Here is an 18,239-nt window from a genome sequence, read left to right as displayed (position 1 = left end):
TGGGGACAGAACAGGGTCTGGGGAGGGATCAGTCGAGCGCCGCGGCCATCGCCTCACGCGGTGCGACACGTCCTGTGAACTGCTCCACCTGGCTGTAGGCCTGATTCAGCAACATCACCAGACCCCCGACAACGCGCCCCCCGCTCGCCGACACGGCGTCGGCAAGCGGCGTCGGCCACGGGTTGTAGATCACGTCGACGAGCGCGCGTGTGTGCGTGAGCGAGTCGATGATCGGTTCGACCGCCGCGGCGGGGACCGTCGATACGACGACGCCCGCGTCCGCGCTCGCGTCGAGGAGTTCTCGGGACTGGCGAAACGGGAGGAAGCGCACGTCGAGATCGAGTCGCTGCGCGAGGTCGACCACGTCGGACGCGCGTGTCTCGTCGCGCGCGACCACCGTCAGTTCACCGAACCCGGCCTCTGCGAGGGCGGCAACGCTCGGTAGCGCGGTTCCGCCTGCCCCGACGAGCACCGCGTACGGGTGCTGCGACGCCGCGACGTCGACCTCCCGCAGGGCACCGATCATGCCGTCGATGTCGGTGCAGTCGGCGCGCCAACCGGTCTCGGTGCGCACCAGGGTGTTCGCCGAACCCACGAGGACTGCCCGCTCGGTGCGTTCGTCCGCGACCTCGAGTGCGACACGCTTGCCGGGCATGGTGACCGACAGACCCACCCATTCAGGTGAGAGCTCGCCCACCAGGTCGGGAAGCCGACGCTCGTCGCATTCGATCCGCTCGTAGGTCCAGTCGTCGAGGCCCAGCGACCGGTAGGCCGCGAGATGCAGGTCGGGTGAGCGCGAATGCGAGACGGGCGAGCCGAGGACCGCAGCGCGGCGCCCGACCGCGCCACCGACGGGAGCGCGCCGCGGCGGAGGTGTCAGATCCATCGACTCAACTACACCCGGTGGTCAGGAGCTTGTTGTTGCACGCCTGCTCACGATTGCGTTTGTGCTGATCGAAGGTGTCGGCGAACAGCGTCGTACCCTCGCGGTCGACGGTGACGAAGTAGAGCCAGTTGCCGTCCTCCGGATGCTCGGTCGCCTCGAGCGCACGCTCGCCGACCGCTCCGATCGGCGTCGCAGGGAGCCCCTTCATCTGATAGGTGTTCCACGCGTTGTCCGACTTGTACGCCTCACCGTCGAGGTCGATGTTGGTCACCGTCGCGGTGTAGTTGGCGGTCGAATCCATCTCGAGACGCTGGTCTTTGTCGAGGCGATTGAGGATCACCCGCGCGACCTTGGCGTAGTCGTCGGGCTTGGCGACCTCGCGCTCGACAACAGACGCCGACACCAAGGTCTGGTACGGCGTCAGACCCGAGTCGTTGGAACCCTGATCGCTCAGGCCCCACTGCGCGAAACGCTGCGCACTCTGCGAGATCAACTGCTGCAGGATCTGTGTTGCCGACATGTGCGGGTCGATCGTCTCCCACGTTCCGGGAGCGATCAGCCCCTCGATCCGCCGGTGATCACCATTGAGTTTCTCGACGTCGGCCACCGCCCAATCGGGAACACCGAGTTCCTGCGCGGAGGTGCCTGCTGCTGCCTTCTGCAGGTCGTCGACCGATACCCCGACCTTCTGTCCGTTGACGGTGACGGATGTGGCGTCGGAGATCATCTGGAAGATGCCGGGCGTCGTCTTGCCGTCGGCACCCTTCTTCGTGTCGAGCTGCAGACCCTCCGGAACCACGACCCGACCGACCCGGTGCGTCGTCCCATCTGTCAGCATCTGCACTGCTGTCGACGCGGGAATCTCGGTGCGCAGCTTGTAGTAGCCGCCCGAAATCGCTTGTCCATCAGCAGCATTGATGAATGCGCGCTGACTGCCGACGACGTTGTCGTCTGCGAGGATTCGCCCGAAATCCTTCAGCGTGGAGTTTTGCGGAATGTCGACGATCACGTCGCCGGTACCCGCGGCGTTGGTGTAGTCCTTGCGCGAGTCGAGCATGCCCGCCGCACGCAATCCGTAGTAGCCGACCCCGACCACCGCGATCAGCATGATGGCGATGACCGCTGCGAGCACGGTTCGTCGCTTACGTCGCCTGCGTCGCGATTCGGGAGTGTGGGCGCGAACCCTCCCCCTGCGCGTCGGCGAGATCGGCTGGTCGTGGTCTATCGAGTCGTACGACTCGTCGGTCTCGATCGACTCGAGTGCGACGCCTGCGCTCTGGTAGTCGCGCGCATCGTATGAGTCCTGTGAAACCGACGCCCTCGACGCCACCGGGGCTTCGACCGGAGTCGGCTCGACCGGTGCGGTGTCGAGTTGCTTGTCGACGGGAGGTGTCGGCGCGATCCGTTGCGGGCGGGCGCGACGCGGTGCGGCCATGTGGAAGGTGTCCACCGGCTCGACGTCGGAGACCGGTTCCGGACGGCGGACTGGCCGATCAGCCGGCCGCGGCGACGTGGCGGGGGCCTGTGGCGCACGCTGCACCGGACGCGGAGCACGACCCTCTGCGACGTTCCGCGTCGGCTGTGGCGCCTGCGCGCCGTCGGGTCGCGGTCGTTCGGATCTCGGGGTGTCGGTTCGGACTACCGGTATCTGTCCGGTGGTGCCGGTACGCCGACGCCGATGTCGATTGTGCGGCTTGCCATCGGCCGGTTGGGTGAAGTACCGCAGTCGCTCGAGATCGAGTCCTTCGGTAGGGTGATCAGAGGCTTCACGATGACGATTCCGATGCCGTTCGTCGGTCACCGAACGTCCCCTCCCTCACATCGAACGGCTCGCACGGCGAGATGGTCCGTGGACAGCGTTGAACCACTCATCGTCGCGAATCCAGCCACCCCTGAAGAATAGCGACCGCCGCCGCCTGATCAATCACCCCACGCGACGCCTTGACGCTGCGTCCACTGGCGTGCAGCGCCTGCTGCGCAGCTACGGTGGTGAGTCGTTCGTCAGAAAACACGACTGAAATCCCCTCAAGTTCTTCGGCGAGTCGGGCCCCGAAGGCGCGCGCCTTCTCGGCTGCCGGACCGTCCGTGTTGCGCAGCGTCTTGGGTAACCCGACGATCACCTCGACGGCTTCGTACTCCTCGACCAGCGCGCGCAGTCGCGCCACAGCGGCGTCGACATCGGCTCCGGCGACCGTCTCGACGGGTGTCGCGAGGATGCCGTCGGGATCGCTCACGGCGACCCCGATCCGCACGCTCCCCACGTCGACGCCGAGACGACGCCCCCGAGTCAGACTCATCGGCCGACGATCTCCCGAATGCGGGTCCGCGCCGCGTCGATCCCCGCGGCGTCGGTCCCCGATCCCTGCGCGAGGTCGGGTTTGCCGCCGCCGCGTCCGCCCACGAGTGGCGCGATCTCCTTGACCAGATCGCCCGCTTTGATGCCTGCGCCTCGTGCGGCATCGGTGGTGGCGATGACGAACGGAACCTTGGTCTCGTCACCCTCACCCGTCGTCGAGAACAACGCGATCACGGCCTGCCGATCACCGACACGGCCTCGCAGATCGGTCGCGATGCCGCGTAGGTCGTTCGCCCCGACTCCCGGGACCACCCCACCGACCACGAGTGTCGAGCCGACGGTGTCGGCGGAATCGAGCAGACCTCCGGCCGCCGAGCGAGCGGCATCGGCGCGAACCTTCTCGAGCTGCTTCTCCGCGTCGCGCAGGCGGGTGACGAGTTGCTCGACGCGACCGGGGACCTCAGCGGACGGGACCTTGAGCGACGAGGCCAGTCCCGCGAGCAACGCACGCTCCTTGGACAGGTAGCGGAACGAGTCCATTCCGACGTATGCCTCGACGCGCCGCACACCCGATCCGACGGAGGATTCGCCGATCAGCGTGACCGGCCCGATCTGCGCCGACGACGCCACATGCGTTCCGCCGCAGAGCTCCATCGAGAAGGGACCGCCGATCTCGACGACGCGGACGACGTCGCCGTAGTTCTCGCCGAAGAGCGCCATCGCGCCCATCGCCTTCGCCTCACTCAGGCCGGTCTCGAAGGTGTGCACCGGGTAATTGGATTCGACGGCGGCGTTCGAGATCTCCTCGATCTGCTGTCGCTGATCCTCGCTCAGCGCCGAGCCGGAGTGGAAGTCGAATCGGAGGTAGCCGGGCCGGTTGAGCGATCCGGCCTGTGTCGCACTGGGGCCGAGCACCTCGCGCAGCGCGGCATGCACCATGTGCGTACCCGAATGCCCTTGTGTCGCACCGTGTCTCCACGACTGATCGACGGAAGCGATGACCTCGTCGCCGTCGTGGATCTCACCGGCGTCGACAGTGGCCTTGTGTAGCCACACCGACTTGCCGACCTTCTGCACGTCGCTGACGGTGAGGCGGGTGCCGTCGCTGGTGGTGATGGTGCCGACGTCGGCCATCTGGCCGCCCGACTCCGCGTACAACGGGGTGCGGTCGAGGACCACCGTGGTCTGCTCCCCCGGCCCCGCCGACCGCACACGCGTGCCGTCGGTGATGAGGCCGAGCACTCGCGCCTCCGACACCAGTTCGTCGAAGCCGGTGAACTCCGTGGGACCGCGGTCGAGGAACTCGCGGTACACAGCGGCGTCGGTGTGCCCGGTCTTGCGGGCGACCGCGTCGTCCTTCGCGCGCTGCTTCTGCTCCGCCATCAGTTCGGTGAATCCCTGCTGGTCGACGTCGAGGCCCGCTTCCGCGGCCATCTCGAGCGTCAGATCGATCGGGAATCCGTAGGTGTCGTGCAGGGTGAAGGCGTCGTTGCCGCTGATCGTCTTCTTGTGTGCGGCCTTGGTGGCCTGTGCGGCGTCGGCGAACAGCTTGGAGCCTGCCTCGAGCGTCTTCGCGAAGGACGTCTCCTCCCCGACGGCGACCGAGACGATGTGGGCGCGCTGCTCGGCGAGTTCGGGATAGGACGGCGACATGACGTCGATCACCGTGTTCACGATGATCTCCATCGTCGGCTTGGCATCGCCGAGCAACCGCATGGAGCGCACCACACGGCGCAACAGGCGCCGCAGCACGTAGCCGCGTCCGTCGTTGCCGGGGAGCACGCCGTCGCCGATGAGCATCACCGCGGTGCGGGCGTGGTCGGCGATGACGCGGAACCTCACGTCGTCGTCGTGATTGCCCGCCCCGTAGCCCCGACCGGTCAGCTCCGACGCAAGGTCGATCAGCGGCTTGAGCAGGTCGGTCTCGTAGACGTTGTCGACGCCCTGCAGCAGGCAGGCCACGCGCTCGACACCCATGCCGGTGTCGATGTTCTTCTTCGGCAGCGGGCCGAGGATCTCGTAATTTTCCTTGGCTCCGCCGGGGCCTCGCTCGTTCTGCATGAACACGAGATTCCAGATCTCGATGTAGCGATCCTCGTCGGCTTCGGGTCCGCCTTCGACGCCGTAGTCGGGGCCACGGTCGTAGAAGATCTCCGAGCACGGACCGCACGGGCCGGGCACGCCCATCGACCAGTAGTTGTCCTTCATCCCGCGCCGCTGGATGCGCTCTGCGGGAACACCGATCTCGTCACGCCAGATCGCGAATGCCTCGTCGTCGTCGAGGTAGACCGTCGGCCACAGCTTCTGCGGGTCGATGCCGTATCCGCCGTCGTCCACCGACGAGGTGAGCAGATCCCACGCGAAGCGGATGGCCTCGCGCTTGAAGTAGTCGCCGAACGAGAAGTTGCCCGCCATCTGGAAGAAGGTGTTGTGGCGGGTGGTGATGCCCACCTCTTCGATGTCGAGTGTGCGGACACACTTCTGCACGCTGGTGGCGCGGTCGAACGGCGGGGTCTGCTCACCGAGGAAGTAGGGCTTGAACGGCACCATGCCGGCGTTGACGAACAGCAGGTTGGGATCGTCGAGGATCAGTGAGGCACTGGGCACCTCGGTGTGTCCGGCCTTGATGAAGTGATCAAGGAATCGCTGCCGGATCTCATGCGTCTGCACTGGGTTCTCGTCCTCGGTCGTCGTGGTGCGTCTGGAAGGTCTGCGTCGGACTGACTCGGGGCGTGCGCGAATCCGACGATCTGCGACATACCAGCCTACCGCCGCGCGACGAGGACACCTGAATTGCGTCGTCAGCAGCACGAGAAGGCCGTGCTGGACAGCGGTGTTGTGGCCGTCTGGTCGACTGTCACCGACAGGGACAGGCACGCCGCGGCCGATCGCGCGACCATGGATCGGTGACCAACGCATCCACCGCCGCCGAGCAACTCGCCGACTTCCTGCGCAGCCGCCGCGCCGCGCTCGTACCCGCCGACCTCGGCGTCGTCACGACGGGTCTCCGGCGGGTACCGGGGCTGCGTCGCGAAGAACTCGCAGAACTCGCAGGTGTCTCGCTCACCTATTACACCCGCCTCGAACAGGGCGCGGCGTCGAATCCGTCGACGCAGGTGATCGACGCGTTGGCACGCGCGCTGCGCCTCGACGAGGTCGAGCGCGCACATCTCTATCACCTCGCGGGCTCGGCGACGCCCCGGCCCGTCCGGTCGCGGATGCGTCCCGGTCTCGCGACGTTGCTCGACGCGATGCCCGACGTCGCGGCGATCGCACTGTCGCCCGTGCAGGACATCGTCGGGTGGAACCGCCTTGGCCACGCGGTGCTGGCAAGTCACCTCGACCCTGCGGCCCCGACGTCCGACACACCACCGAACAAGGTGTCGATGCTGTTCACCGACCCGGCCACGCGTGCGCTGCACCGTGACTGGGAGTTCGAGGCACGACTGGCAGTCGCCTCGCTGAGATACGTCACGGGGCCGCTGGTCACCGGACACGTGAACGCCAACGGCGCCAACGACGACATCGCCGATCTCGTCTCGGACCTCGCCTCCAGCAGCGCCGATTTCGCTCGCATCTGGGCGCAGCACCCCGTCGAATCCTGTTCGAGCGGCACCAAACGCTTCCGACATCCCATCGTCGGCGAGCTCGACCTCACCTACGACATGCTGCATCTCCCCCAGGAGGACGGGCATCGATTGATGCTCATGCACGCCACGCCCGGTTCGTCGCACGACGACGCGCTACGTCTGCTCGCGAGCACAACTCTCTCGGGCTGAGCCCGCGCCACCCCGTTCGCCCTTTTCCCACGCCGGTCACCCGACCGCGCGTCATTTCGTCGTGAAGGAAACACCATGAGCGAGACGACAACGCCCGCAACAGATTCCACCCCGGACAAGACCACCGCCAGACCACACGCCCGAGCGGCCCTGACCGCACTGGCTGTCGGCGGATTCGGCATCGGCCTGACCGAGTTCATCATCTCCGGACTGCTGTCCGACGTCGCCGAGTCGCTGCGCGTATCGGTGCCCTCCGCGGGCGCGTTGATCTGGGGATATGCGCTCGCCGTCGCCGTCGGAGCCTTCACCGTCACCGCATTCCTCAGCAGGCGACCACCCAAACGCGCGCTGGTGGTGCTGCTGTGCCTGTTCATCGTCGGCAACGTGCTCACCGCCCTCGCACCGACGTTCGACGTGGCGTTGCTCGGCCGCGTGGTCACAGCGATGTGCCACGGCGGCTACTTCGGTATCGGCGCCGTGCTGGCGGCCGACCTCGTGGCGCCGCACCGCAGAGCCAGCGCCATAGCGGTCATGTTCACCGGCTTGACTGCGGCGAATGTGATCGGGGTTCCCTTCGGAACCGTTGTGGGCCAACACTTCGGCTGGCGTGCGGCGTTCTGGATGGTGAGCGTCGTCGGGCTTGTCGCACTGGTCGGGATCGTGGCACTCGTCCCGTCACGCCCCGCGCCGACGTCGAACGGCGGATCGGCCTACCGCGTGCTGCTCCGCCCGCAGGTGCTGATCTCGATCGTCCTGACAATGGTGCTCTTCGGCGGAGTCTTCGGCGCGTTCATCTACGTCGAGCCCCTCGTCACGCATGTGACGGGCTATCCGGAGTCCGCGGTGGCCTGGCTGCTGATCATCTTCGGACTCGGATTGTGCGTCGGCAACGTCGCGGGCGGCTGGGCCGCAGATCGCAACCTCTCACTCACGCTGCGCATCCTGGCCGTGCTGCTGACCCTCACCCTCGTCGCCTACGCACTGCTTGCACACGTGCCGGTCGCCGTCGCGATCCTGCTCTTCGTCATGGGACTCGTGGGCTTCGCGACGAGCCCGCCACTGCAACTGCGTGTCATGCACTTCGCGGGCGATGCTCCGACCATGGCGTCGGCAGCGAACATCGCCGCGTTCAACGTGGGCAATGCGATCGGCACGTTCCTCGGTGGACTGACGATCGGTGCAGGACTCGGTTGGGTGTCGCCGGTGTGGGTCGGCGCCGGAATGGCCGCGGCAGCAACAGTTCTGGCGTTCGCAACACGCCACCGCTGAGTCGCGTCACGCCTTCTTGGACCGGCGCGTCGCCCGTCGCACGATCGACCGCAGTTTGGCCACCCGCGGCCCGATCTCGCGCTCGAAACCGTGATCGGTCGGCACGTAGTAGTCGACGCCGACGAGCTCGTCGGGTGGATACTGTTGCGGCACAACACCGTCGGGATCGTTGTGCGGGTATTGATATCCGACGCCGCTACCCAGCTTCTTGGCGCCGCTGTAGTGGGCATCGCGCAATCCGGGCGGCACCGCTCCGGCCTTGCCCGCTTCGACGTCGGCGAGCGCAGCGCCGATGGCGCTGACGACGCCCGCGGACTTCGGTGCGGTCGCGAGGTGGATCGTCGCCTGCGTGAGCGCCAGCTTGGCCTCCGGCATCCCCACGAGAGCCACCACCTGCGCCGCGGCGACAGCGGTCTGCAACGCCATCGGATCGGCCATCCCGATGTCTTCGCTCGCGTGGATCATCAGACGTCGTGCGATGAATCTGGGATCTTCGCCCGCGGCGATCATCCGGGCGAGGTAGTGCACCGCGGCGTCGACGTCGGACCCGCGGATCGACTTGATGAACGCGCTGGTCACGTCGTAGTGCTGGTCGCCGTCGCGGTCGTACCGCACAGCCGCACGGTCGATGGCCGCCTCGACGTCGGACACACCGATCTCGGGGATCTCGCCTACCCCCTCCTCACCGATCTCCTCGGCACCGGGTGCCGGTTCGCGCAGCGCTGCGTCGGCGCTGGCTTCGAGTGCGGTCAGTGCTCTGCGCGCGTCGCCGCCCGCGACGGCCACGAGGTGGGCGTATGCGTCGTCGGTGACGGTGACCGCGCCGCCGAGTCCGCGTTCGTCGGCGACCGCGCGGCGCAGCACCGTGCGAATGTCGTCGTCGGTGAGCGAACGCAGCTGCAGCACAAGCGATCTGGACAATAGCGGCGACACGACGGAGAACGACGGATTCTCGGTGGTCGCGGCGACGAGGAGGACGATGCGGTTCTCGACGGCGTCGAGCAGTGCATCCTGCTGGGTCTTGGAGAACCTGTGGACCTCGTCGATGAACAAGACGGTCTGCTCACCCGCCGCCAGTCGGCGCCGCGCGACCTCGATGACCGCGCGCACCTCCTTCACGCCCGCGGACAACGCGGAAAGCGCTTCGAAGCGACCTCCCGCAGCGCTCGAGATGAGCGACGCCATCGTCGTCTTTCCGGTTCCCGGCGGGCCGTAGAGCATCACGGACGCCGCGCCCGACCCGTTGATCAGACGCCGCAATGGCGACCCGGCGCCGAGGAGATGTTGCTGGCCGACGATGTCGTCGAGACTCTGCGGACGCATCCGCACCGCCAGCGGTGCGGATGGTGACGGCGGTGATGTCAGCGATGTGGCGCCGCTCGTCGAACTCTGAGGCGGCGGGTCGAACAATCCCCCCACTGCGGTCAGTCCAGCCACGCACGCTGCAGCGCGAGGCCCACTTCGGTTGCGAACTCAGAGATCTCGGCGTTGCTCGTCGCCGCGGCGGCGAGATCGGACCAGCGTGCCACGAGGACGCGGGGATCGTTGGTGTGCAGCGCCCAGTCGTGGGCGTAGTGCGTCATCGGAACGGTGTCGGTCGACGAATCGGGCAGCATCCACACCGTCGACAACCACACCCACAGCAGCCGAGCCGTGAGCAACTGGCGCGCCATGTAGCGATCGCGCTCGAGGGCGGGCCAGATCGGCACCACTTCTGAGCGCCAGGCGTCGACCATCGACACCTCGAGGTCGAGGCGGTGGGCGACGCCCGCCGGCCCGAGTTGCGGGGCAAAGGTGACCAACCCGTAGGCGATGTCGAGTGTGGCGTCGCGGAATCCGCCCCACTCGTAATCCATGAACTGCACGCCGTCGTCGTTGAGGAGGATGTTCTCGGGGCCGACGTCGGAGGGACTGAACGCGCGGTGATCACCCTCGTCGAAGAGTGCGCAGGCCGACGTCAGCGCCTCGGCGACGGCGTCGGGAAGCGTCAGCCCGAGGTCGGCAACCCGCGCCGATGCTGCGGACACCGCACGGATCGCTTCGTCGCGGAGGATGTCCCTGCCCGCGGTGCCCGCCGCACCGTGGCGCACGAGGGCGTCGAAGTCGCCTTCTCCGCCGACTGTTGCGGCATGCATCCGGCCGAGCGCCTGGCCCCACGCGCTCACCGCGCGGCTCATCTCGACCACGTCGGCGTCGGCGAGCAGCACCGTCAACGGGTGCCCGCGGCCGAGGTCGGAGAGCACCATCAACCGGTTGTCGGGGTCGGAGGCAATCAGTTGCGGACCGGGCCGTGACTCCGTCGGCAGTGCCGTCGCGTATTTGTACGATGCGATCTCGCGGTGAAACGCCTGCGGGTCCTCGTGACTCGGGAGCGCCTTGATGACGAGGGTGCGGTCCATCGACAGTGGGTTCTGCGCCACGCGTACCCGGACGACTGTGGTTCGGCCGCTCCCTCCGAGATCCTCGGGATCGGCGAGAACCACCGGCGACCCCGCTCTGCGGGACAACATGTTTTCTGCGGCACGCACCACGCTGGTGACGCGGCTTTCTGTGATGACCGTCATGGCACCAACCAACCTACTCGTCGGCGCCGACACGCGTCACCGGGTTATGCGACTGACTTGAAGAGCGAACTGCACGGCACGGCTTCGACCTGCAGTTTTCGTTCGCGAGATCCTTTTGCGTCGCAAAAGACAACAATTCGTTGCGACGACGGCTTTTCGACCGACCCGGCCCCGCTCGGCTGCCTCGCGCAGCACTCACGTAATCACCTCTGACAAGGGACTGACATCGACCGAGACCTCGATCTCGCTCTTCGACGCGTCGGTGTAGATCACGCCACGCAGCGGCGGGACGTCGTCGTAGTCACGACCCCACGCGACGGTGACATGACGTTCGTCGACGAGTTTGTTGTTCGTCGGATCGAAGGCCAGCCACCGATCACCGGGCAACCAGACCGCGGCCCACGCATGGCTGGCATCGGCGCCGAAGATGCGCTCGGTACCGGGGGGCGGGTCGGTCGCGAGGTAGCCGGACTCGTAGCGCGCCGCGAGTCCCACCGACCGTAGGCAGGCGATGGCCACGCGGGCGAAGTCCTGACAGACGCCCATCCGACGTTCGAGCACAGTATCGACGCGCGTGCTGATCGCCGTCGATCCGGAGCGGTAGGTGAAGTCGGAGAAGATGCGCGACGTCAGGTCGATGATCGCGTCGACGAGCGGACGACCCGGCGTGAAGACCGCTGCGGCGTAGTCGCGCACCGCGGGCGTGATCTCCGGTGGGTCGAGATCGAGAACGAACTCGTCGACGAGAACAGCGCCCGTGACAGCCGGTCGAGCGTCCTCCCACGGCGCCCGTGCGGCGACGCTGTGCACGAGTCCTTGGTCGATGGGGTCGACCTCGACGATCGACGTCGTGGTCACCTCCAGGGCCCGGTGCGCGGTGCGGACATGGAAGTACGCGTCGATGTTGCCGTAGACGTCCACACCGACAGACCGGTCGGCAGGCTCGGGCGAGATCACCGTCTCGGTTTCACGGACACGCTGATACGGGAGGTCGCGCGGGGTCAGATAGCACCGGCCGTACGACGACGACACCTCGTCGTCGTAGGTGTAGCAGGTGCGGTGGAAGACGCGGTACTTGCGCGTTGCGGGCGTCTCGTCGGGTGTCGTCACAGCTGACCTCCCCAGATCGGTTGCGCGGTACGAGGCGGAGCGAACCGCGTGCGGTTGAGCAGATCGGACAACGCCCGTGCGCGGTCGCGCAGAGTGCTTGTCAGTTCGACGAGGTCGGCGCGCTTGCCGTATCCGTCGACGCTACTCAGATCGGCCGGGTCGCAGCGACGCAATTCCGCTGTCATCTCCTCGACCGCGCGCTCAGCAGCAGCCGAGCGCAACGCCTCGGGCAGCGACGTCAGATCGTCGTGCATCTTGGCGAGCTGGTAGATCATCGCGCGCGGGTTGGTCTCGTCGAACATCAGCAGCTCGGCGACGGCCTCGGCACGGTAGAGACCACGGTTGCGTCGACGGTAGATGACCGACGACTCGGTGGCGCTCAGGTACGACTCCAACAGGGTCTGTTCCATGTCCAGCGGGTGCTCGTACTCGAACAGCGCGCGGGTGAGGTCGGCGAGCGTGATCACCCGCTCGATACGCCTACCGAGATCCATGAGCAGCCAGGCGGCGTCGTGCACCATCGATTCGGCCTGCAGACCGGACAGCGCGAGAGCGCCGTGCAGGATGTGCTCGTGCGTACGGGCCAGATCGGGTCCGAGGTCGAGTGCTGCGTCGCCGAACACCCCCGTGCCCGCCCCGACGTCGTCGCGGGCGCGCTCGATCTGGCGTGTCATCGCCTCCAGCGCGCGCTCCATCGGGGTCAACACCATCCACGTACTCGTCGACATCTGGTCGCGGACGGCCCTGGCGGTGGCGACGAGGCGTTCGGTCGAGTGCGCGATGGTGCCCTGCGTGTACCGATTGACGGTCAGTTCGGCGATCTTCACGATCGCGGTGTTGACCTGCTCGATCGACGAGAGTGACGAATCGTCGTCGAGCAAGGTCTCCCCCGTACCGAGAAGGCCGGTGGTTCCGGTCACCTCGGCGACCGCGTGCAAGAACAGCGGCACCGCAGCGGTGCCCGACATCCACGGCCGGTACTGGAAGTCCTGGTAGCGCTCACGCGCGACCTTGGCCAGCCGCGTGACCGACTCGGTGCGCTCGCCGTACCGGCCGAACCAGAACATGTCGGCGAGGACGCGCGGGCTCGCGGCGGCCGCGATGTCGGAGTAGCCGGTCGACGCCGGTCGCGCGATGATGGCGACCTCGTCGTCGGGTTCGCCGCGGAGCTCCGTACGCCGCGAAACATGTCCTCCCACATCGGGATTGGTCACCCAGATGTCCTTGGCGGCGACCGATGCCAGCGATGCGCCGACAACTCCGTCGGCCAGGACCGAACCGAGGCCGCCCGGCATCACCGCGTAGGTGGGACCCTGCGCGACCGAGAACGCGCGCACGGAGACGGGTGCGGCACGCAGAGTGCCGCGTCCCTGCGCGGGCAACGCCGCCTCGGTCAGGCTCGGCGCGACCGAGTACGCCTCGACCTCGCGGCCGACCCACTGCCAGGCCTCGGCGTCGATCCGTGAGCGCAATACGTCACGGGTCGCGGAATTCGTTGCGGGACCGACGAACTCCTCGCCGGTACGGAAGTTCGTGAGGACGAGCGAGTCGAGCGACGACACGATCTTCGACCGTGCCGAATCGTCGCCGGCCCAATAGGTCGGCACCGATCCGAGAGCGAGTTCCTCGTCGATGAGCATCGGCGCGACCTTGTGGAGGACGGCGTTCAATGCCGGATTCTCCAGCACACCACTGCCGAGGGTGTTGACGACGGTGATGTTTCCACGCGAGATGGCCTCGACGAGTCCCGCGACGCCCAGACGCGAGTTGGTCCGCAGGTCGAGCGGGTCACAGAAGGAGGCGTCGACGCGGCGCAGCAGCACGTCGACGCGCTTGTACTTGCCGAGCGAACGCATGTAGACCGCGCCGTCGCGCACCGTCAGGTCGGCACCCTCGACCAGCGGGAAGCCCAGCACGGACGCCAGGTACGCCTGGTCGAAGAAGGTCTCCGACATGCTGCCTGGGCTGAACACCGCGACGGTCGGGTCGTCGACTCCCGGCGGGGCGTAGTCGGTCAACGCCAGTCGGAGGGTGCCCGCGAACGTCGCCATCGGGCGTGGCGCGCAGCGCTGGAATAGTTGCGGGAACGTCCGGGAGATCAGTCGCCGGTCGGCGATGGCGAACCCGACACCAGACGGCGCCTGTGTCCGGTCGCCGTACACGGCGAACGAGCCGTCGGATAGGCGTCCGAGGTCGAGTGCGTGTAGGAACAGCGCGTGCGGTCCCGCGACCTCGAGCCGAGCGGCTTTGCGCACGTAGCCGGGATGTCCGAAGACCATCTCCGGAGGTATCAGCCCCGCATTGATGGTCTTCTGGTCGCGGTAGATGTCACGCAGGATGAGATCGAGCAGCATGGACCGCTGGGTGATCGCCTTCTCCAGCTCGGCCCATTCGACGCCGTCGACGATCAGCGGGACGGCGTCGAGCAGCCAGGGCCGCGGGATCGTCGTGGTGCCGTCGACCTGGTTGTAGACGACACCTTCGTCCGAGACCGCCGACGCCAGGCGCGCGGCCGACGCCTGCAGTCGGTCGTCGCCGCGCAGCGCGTAGCCTGCGACGAGCTCGTCCCAGGCAGGACGAACAGCGCCCGCGGAATCGAGCACTTCGTCGTAGTGGTTGCGTGCGGCAGCAGGTGCGGCACCGCCCGAATTGAGCTGCCCGAGATCGAACAGCGTGTAACCGTCGGATCGGTACCTGTCGAACACCGCGGGCACACCGCCGCCCGCTGAAACAGTCACCGAAGAACTGTACGTGCCCGACGCAGATCGAGGATCGCCGGGACCCCACTGTCGGTGGCCATGCGGGCGACGCGCTCCCGGAGCAGTCCGACGTCGACCGAGCCACTGGTGTGCCCTGCCGCCTCGAACCGACCGTTTCGGCGCGACTCCGCCTCGACCGCGTTGACCGGCGGGCGGTCGTAGGCACGGCCACCCGGATGCACGATGTGGTAGGTCGCGCCGCCGACGGATCGGCCCGCGAGCGTGTCGACGAGGTCGAAGGTCAGCGGGGTGTCGATGCTGATGGTCGGGTGCAGCGCGCTCGGCGGCTGCCACGCCCTGAACCGGATGCCTGCCACGCGTTCACCGGGCCTGCCGGTGCTCGTCAGCGGGATCGGATAACCGTTGCAGGTCAAAACGAATCGGTCGTCGTCGGCACCTTGCACACGCACCTGCACCCGCTCGATCGACGAGTCGACGTAGCGCGCGGTTCCCGTCCCCGTCGACTCCTCGCCGAGGGTGTTCCACGGTTCGATCGCCCCGCGCAGTTCGACCTCGTACTCGCGGATCGCGACGGTTCCCAGCCGCGGGAAGCGGAACTCCGTGAACGGGTCGAGCCATGCGGTGTCGAACGGATACCCCGCCTCGCGCAGTTCCTCTGCCACCTGCGCGATATCGGCGATGACGTAGTACGGCAGAAGGTGTTTGCCGTGCAGGTCGGCGCCGTGGTGGATGAGCCTGCTGCGGTAGGGCTTTTCCCAGAACCACGACACCAGCGAGCGGACGAGCAACGACTGCACCATCGCCATCCGGTGATGCGGCGGCATCTCGAAGCCGCGCAGTTCGAGCAGTCCGAGCCTGCCGCGCGCGGAGTCGGGACTGTAGAGCTTGTCGATGCAGAACTCGGCTCGATGCGTATTGCCGGTGATGTCGGTGAGTAGGTGCCGCAACGCCCGGTCGGTGACCCACGGATTCGGTGGGGCGTCGGCACCGCGCGCCGGTTCGCCCTTCACCGCGAGCCTGTCGATCTCGGCGAACGCGATCTCCATCTCGTAGAGCGCGGAGTCGCGACCCTCGTCCGCGCGGGGTGCCTGCGATGTCGTTCCGATGAACTTGCCGCTGAACAGGTACGACAACGACGGATGGCGCTGCCAGTAGGTCAGCATCGACACCAGCAGATCCGGTCGACGCAACAGCGGTGAATCCGCGGGCGTCGATCCGCCGAGGGTGATGTGGTTGCCGCCGCCGGTGCCTCCGTGGCTGCCGTCGAGATCGAACGTCTCCGTGCCAAGCCTGGCGTGGCGTGCGTGCTCGTAGAGCGAGTCGAGCAGCTCGGTCTGCTCGGCGAAGCTGCTCGTCGGCTGAACGTTGACCTCGATGACACCCGGGTCCGGTGTGACGGTCAACGTGACGAGGCGGGCGTCCGCGGGGGCTCCGTAGCCCTCGATGACCACCGGTGTGTCGATCTCGGCGGCCGCGTTCTCGATCATCTCGACGATCGCCAGATACTCCTCGAGCTCTGCCGTCGGCGGTAGGAACACGTACAGGGTGTCGCCGCGCTTCTCCGCGACCAGTGCGGTGCGTGGCACGAAGGCCGTCGGGTCGACGTCGGTCACGGTGCGGCCCAACGAGTCCGCGACGTCGTCGGGCAACGGGTCGGCGCGGACAGACGGGTCGGCCTCGTACAGGACCGGCGCGGGTCCCCACGAGAGCGAGTTCAGCGGAAGACGCAGTCCCGCGGGAGACGTGCCGGGCGTCAGCACCAGACGCCCACGTCGCGTCGTCCACCGCGCGCTCTGCCACGCCGTCTTGTCTTCGGAGCGGCTCAGGGGCAGGACGAACGCCGTCGGATCGGTGATCGATGCGTCGAGCGATTCGAGCAGTTCACGCCGCGCCTTCGTCGAATCGTCGGCGGGCTCGATGTCGGCGTCGGCGTCGACGACTTCGGCGGCAGCAGCTGCCCATGCCGCGGCTCGCGCGGCAGGCAGCGTCGGGTCGGATCCCGGATCGCCGGGCGGGAGCGCCGACAACTCGCGCATCCGCACCAGCGGGTCCTCGAAGGCGGGCATCACCTGTGAGCCGGGCAGACCCAACGCGGATGCGAACGCGGACAACAACTTTTCGGCAGCGGGATCGCCGCCCGAGCCCGGTTTCGGTCCCGACGCCTCGAGTGCCATCGCCCCAGCGGCCTGTGCGCGCGTCGCCCAGGGGTCGGCCAAGAGGTCTCGTCGACGCCAGATCGGTTGGCCGTCTGCCCGCCACATGACGGCGATCTGCCAGCGCGGCAGCGGCTCTCCCGGGTACCACTTACCCTGGCTGCGCTGCACGAGGCCGGTCGGCGCGTAGTCGTCGGCGAGACGAGCGGCGAGCTTCGACGCCAACTCCCGCTTGTGCGGACCGTCGGCGTCGGTCGTCCATTCCGGATCGGTCTGGTTGTCCAGGGAGACGAACGTCGGCTCACCGCCCATCGTGAGTCGGACGTCGTTGTCTGCCATCTTCTTGTCGACCGCCGCACCGAGTTCGACGACCCGCTCCCACTGCGACTCCGTGTACGGCAGGGTGACCCGCGGATCCTCGTGGAAGCGGGTGACCGTGTTGGAGAAGTCGAGCGTCGCGTGGCACGGACCGGTTGCGCCGGTGATCGGGGCAGCACCGCCGGGCGTCGGCGTCGCGGCGAGCGGGATGTGGCCCTCTCCGGCGAACAGGCCCGACGTCGGGTCCATGCCCACCCAGCCCGCTCCCGGCAGGTAGACCTCTGTCCATGCGTGCAGGTCGGTGAAATCGGCGGTGGGCCCGGACGGACCGTCGAGCGACTTGATATCCGAGGTGAGCTGCACCAGGTAGCCGGAGACGAAGCGCGCCGCCAATCCCAGCTCGCGCAGGAGCGCCACCAGCAGCCACGCGGAGTCGCGGCATGAACCGATGGCACTGGCGAGTGTGTACTCCGGCGTCTGCACGCCCTGTTCGAGCCGGACGGTGTACCCGACGGCGTCGCGGACGGCCTGATTGAGCGCGACGAGGAAGTCGATGATGCGTGTCGACGACGTCGGCTTGTGTTCGGCCGCGAACTCGGCGATGGCGGGATGCACCGGCGCCCCGGCGAACTCCCCCTCGGTGACCCCGACCGGTCGGAGGTAGATCTCGAGGTCTTCGCGCAGTTCGTCGGGGTAGTCGAAGCCGTAGTCCTCGGCCCAGTCCTCGATGAAGAAGTCGAAGGGATTGATGGCCGTGAGGTCGGCGACGAGACTCACCGTGATCGACAGAGTCGTCGAGGGTTCCGGAAACACAAGGCGCGCTTGGTAATTGCTGAACGCGTCCTGCTGCCAGTTCAAGAAGTGTCCCGCGGGTTCCACCGCGAGCGAATACGCCTCGATGGGGGTGCGTGAGTGCGGTGCAGGACGCAGCCGCACCACGTGCGGATAGATCTTGACAGGCCGATCGAACGCATACGCAGTGCGGTGTTCGAGCGCCACCTTGATTGTCACCGGTCATCCTCCCGGAGGTCGTCGAGCAGATACGTCCCCATGGGTAGAAATCTCAGCACAGATAGCGCCCGTGCGCCCGACGTGCGGTCCCCCACGCACCCGTGTGCGACATGTGTCACGCGGACAATCGTCG

General features: G+C 67.4%; 11 protein-coding genes. 2 read left to right on the top strand and 9 right to left on the bottom strand.

Annotated features, from left to right (window positions below; all coding sequences use genetic code 11):
• Window positions 1-28: 28 nt before the first annotated feature.
• The 4 genes from ABW18_RS01730 to alaS all read right to left on the bottom strand — a co-directional run bounded on the left by ABW18_RS01730 (window position 29) and on the right by alaS (window position 5,852).
• Complete coding sequence (locus ABW18_RS01730) at window positions 29-886, bottom strand: shikimate dehydrogenase (protein ID WP_049697261.1); 858 nt, start codon at window positions 884-886, stop codon at window positions 29-31.
• Window positions 887-890: 4 nt separating this feature from the next.
• Complete coding sequence (mltG, locus tag ABW18_RS01725) at window positions 891-2,687, bottom strand: endolytic transglycosylase MltG (protein WP_049697260.1); 1,797 nt, start codon at window positions 2,685-2,687, stop codon at window positions 891-893.
• Window positions 2,688-2,754: 67 nt separating this feature from the next.
• On the bottom strand, window positions 2,755-3,183 hold the full coding sequence (gene ruvX / locus ABW18_RS01720; RefSeq protein ID WP_049697259.1) for a Holliday junction resolvase RuvX: 429 nt from the start codon (window positions 3,181-3,183) through the stop codon (window positions 2,755-2,757).
• On the bottom strand, window positions 3,180-5,852 hold the full coding sequence (gene alaS / locus ABW18_RS01715; protein ID WP_049697258.1) for an alanine--tRNA ligase: 2,673 nt from the start codon (window positions 5,850-5,852) through the stop codon (window positions 3,180-3,182). The genes ruvX and alaS overlap by 4 nt, the downstream gene beginning before the upstream one ends.
• 236 nt (window positions 5,853-6,088) lie before the next feature.
• Here alaS and ABW18_RS01710 point away from each other — a divergent pair, with 236 nt between their 5' ends.
• Both ABW18_RS01710 and ABW18_RS01705 read left to right on the top strand, forming a co-directional pair.
• On the top strand, window positions 6,089-6,961 hold the full coding sequence (locus ABW18_RS01710) for a helix-turn-helix transcriptional regulator (RefSeq protein WP_049697257.1): 873 nt from the start codon (window positions 6,089-6,091) through the stop codon (window positions 6,959-6,961).
• A gap of 75 nt (window positions 6,962-7,036) precedes the next feature.
• Window positions 7,037-8,230, top strand: coding sequence for an MFS transporter (locus ABW18_RS01705; RefSeq protein WP_083444273.1), 1,194 nt, complete (start codon window positions 7,037-7,039; stop codon window positions 8,228-8,230).
• A 6-nt stretch (window positions 8,231-8,236) separates the two neighbouring features.
• On the opposite strand, the gene ABW18_RS01700 is transcribed toward ABW18_RS01705, so the two are convergent.
• The 5 genes from ABW18_RS01700 to ABW18_RS01680 all read right to left on the bottom strand — a co-directional run bounded on the left by ABW18_RS01700 (window position 8,237) and on the right by ABW18_RS01680 (window position 18,106).
• Window positions 8,237-9,649 (bottom strand): replication-associated recombination protein A, encoded by a 1,413-nt coding sequence (locus tag ABW18_RS01700; protein WP_049697505.1) that lies wholly within the window; start codon window positions 9,647-9,649, stop codon window positions 8,237-8,239.
• A gap of 5 nt (window positions 9,650-9,654) precedes the next feature.
• A complete protein-coding gene (locus ABW18_RS01695) occupies window positions 9,655-10,794 on the bottom strand; it encodes a protein kinase family protein (protein WP_049697256.1) in 1,140 nt (379 codons plus the stop codon).
• Window positions 10,795-10,989: 195 nt separating this feature from the next.
• Window positions 10,990-11,904, bottom strand: a complete 915-nt coding sequence (locus ABW18_RS01690) for a transglutaminase family protein (RefSeq protein ID WP_049697255.1) — start codon at window positions 11,902-11,904, stop codon at window positions 10,990-10,992.
• Window positions 11,901-14,642 carry a circularly permuted type 2 ATP-grasp protein gene (locus ABW18_RS01685; RefSeq protein ID WP_049697254.1) on the bottom strand — a complete coding sequence of 914 codons (2,742 nt, stop codon included), beginning with the start codon at window positions 14,640-14,642 and terminating at the stop codon, window positions 11,901-11,903. The genes ABW18_RS01690 and ABW18_RS01685 overlap by 4 nt, the downstream gene beginning before the upstream one ends.
• Window positions 14,639-18,106 carry a transglutaminase family protein gene (locus tag ABW18_RS01680; RefSeq protein ID WP_049697253.1) on the bottom strand — a complete coding sequence of 1,156 codons (3,468 nt, stop codon included), beginning with the start codon at window positions 18,104-18,106 and terminating at the stop codon, window positions 14,639-14,641. The genes ABW18_RS01685 and ABW18_RS01680 overlap by 4 nt, the downstream gene beginning before the upstream one ends.
• Window positions 18,107-18,239 lie beyond the last annotated feature (133 nt).

This window comes from Gordonia jacobaea (assembly GCF_001186365.1).
In the GTDB taxonomy this organism is placed as follows: domain Bacteria; phylum Actinomycetota; class Actinomycetes; order Mycobacteriales; family Mycobacteriaceae; genus Gordonia; species Gordonia jacobaea.
The sequence above is the reverse complement of the archived record's forward strand: the minus strand, read 5'-3'. Positions and strand labels throughout refer to the sequence as shown.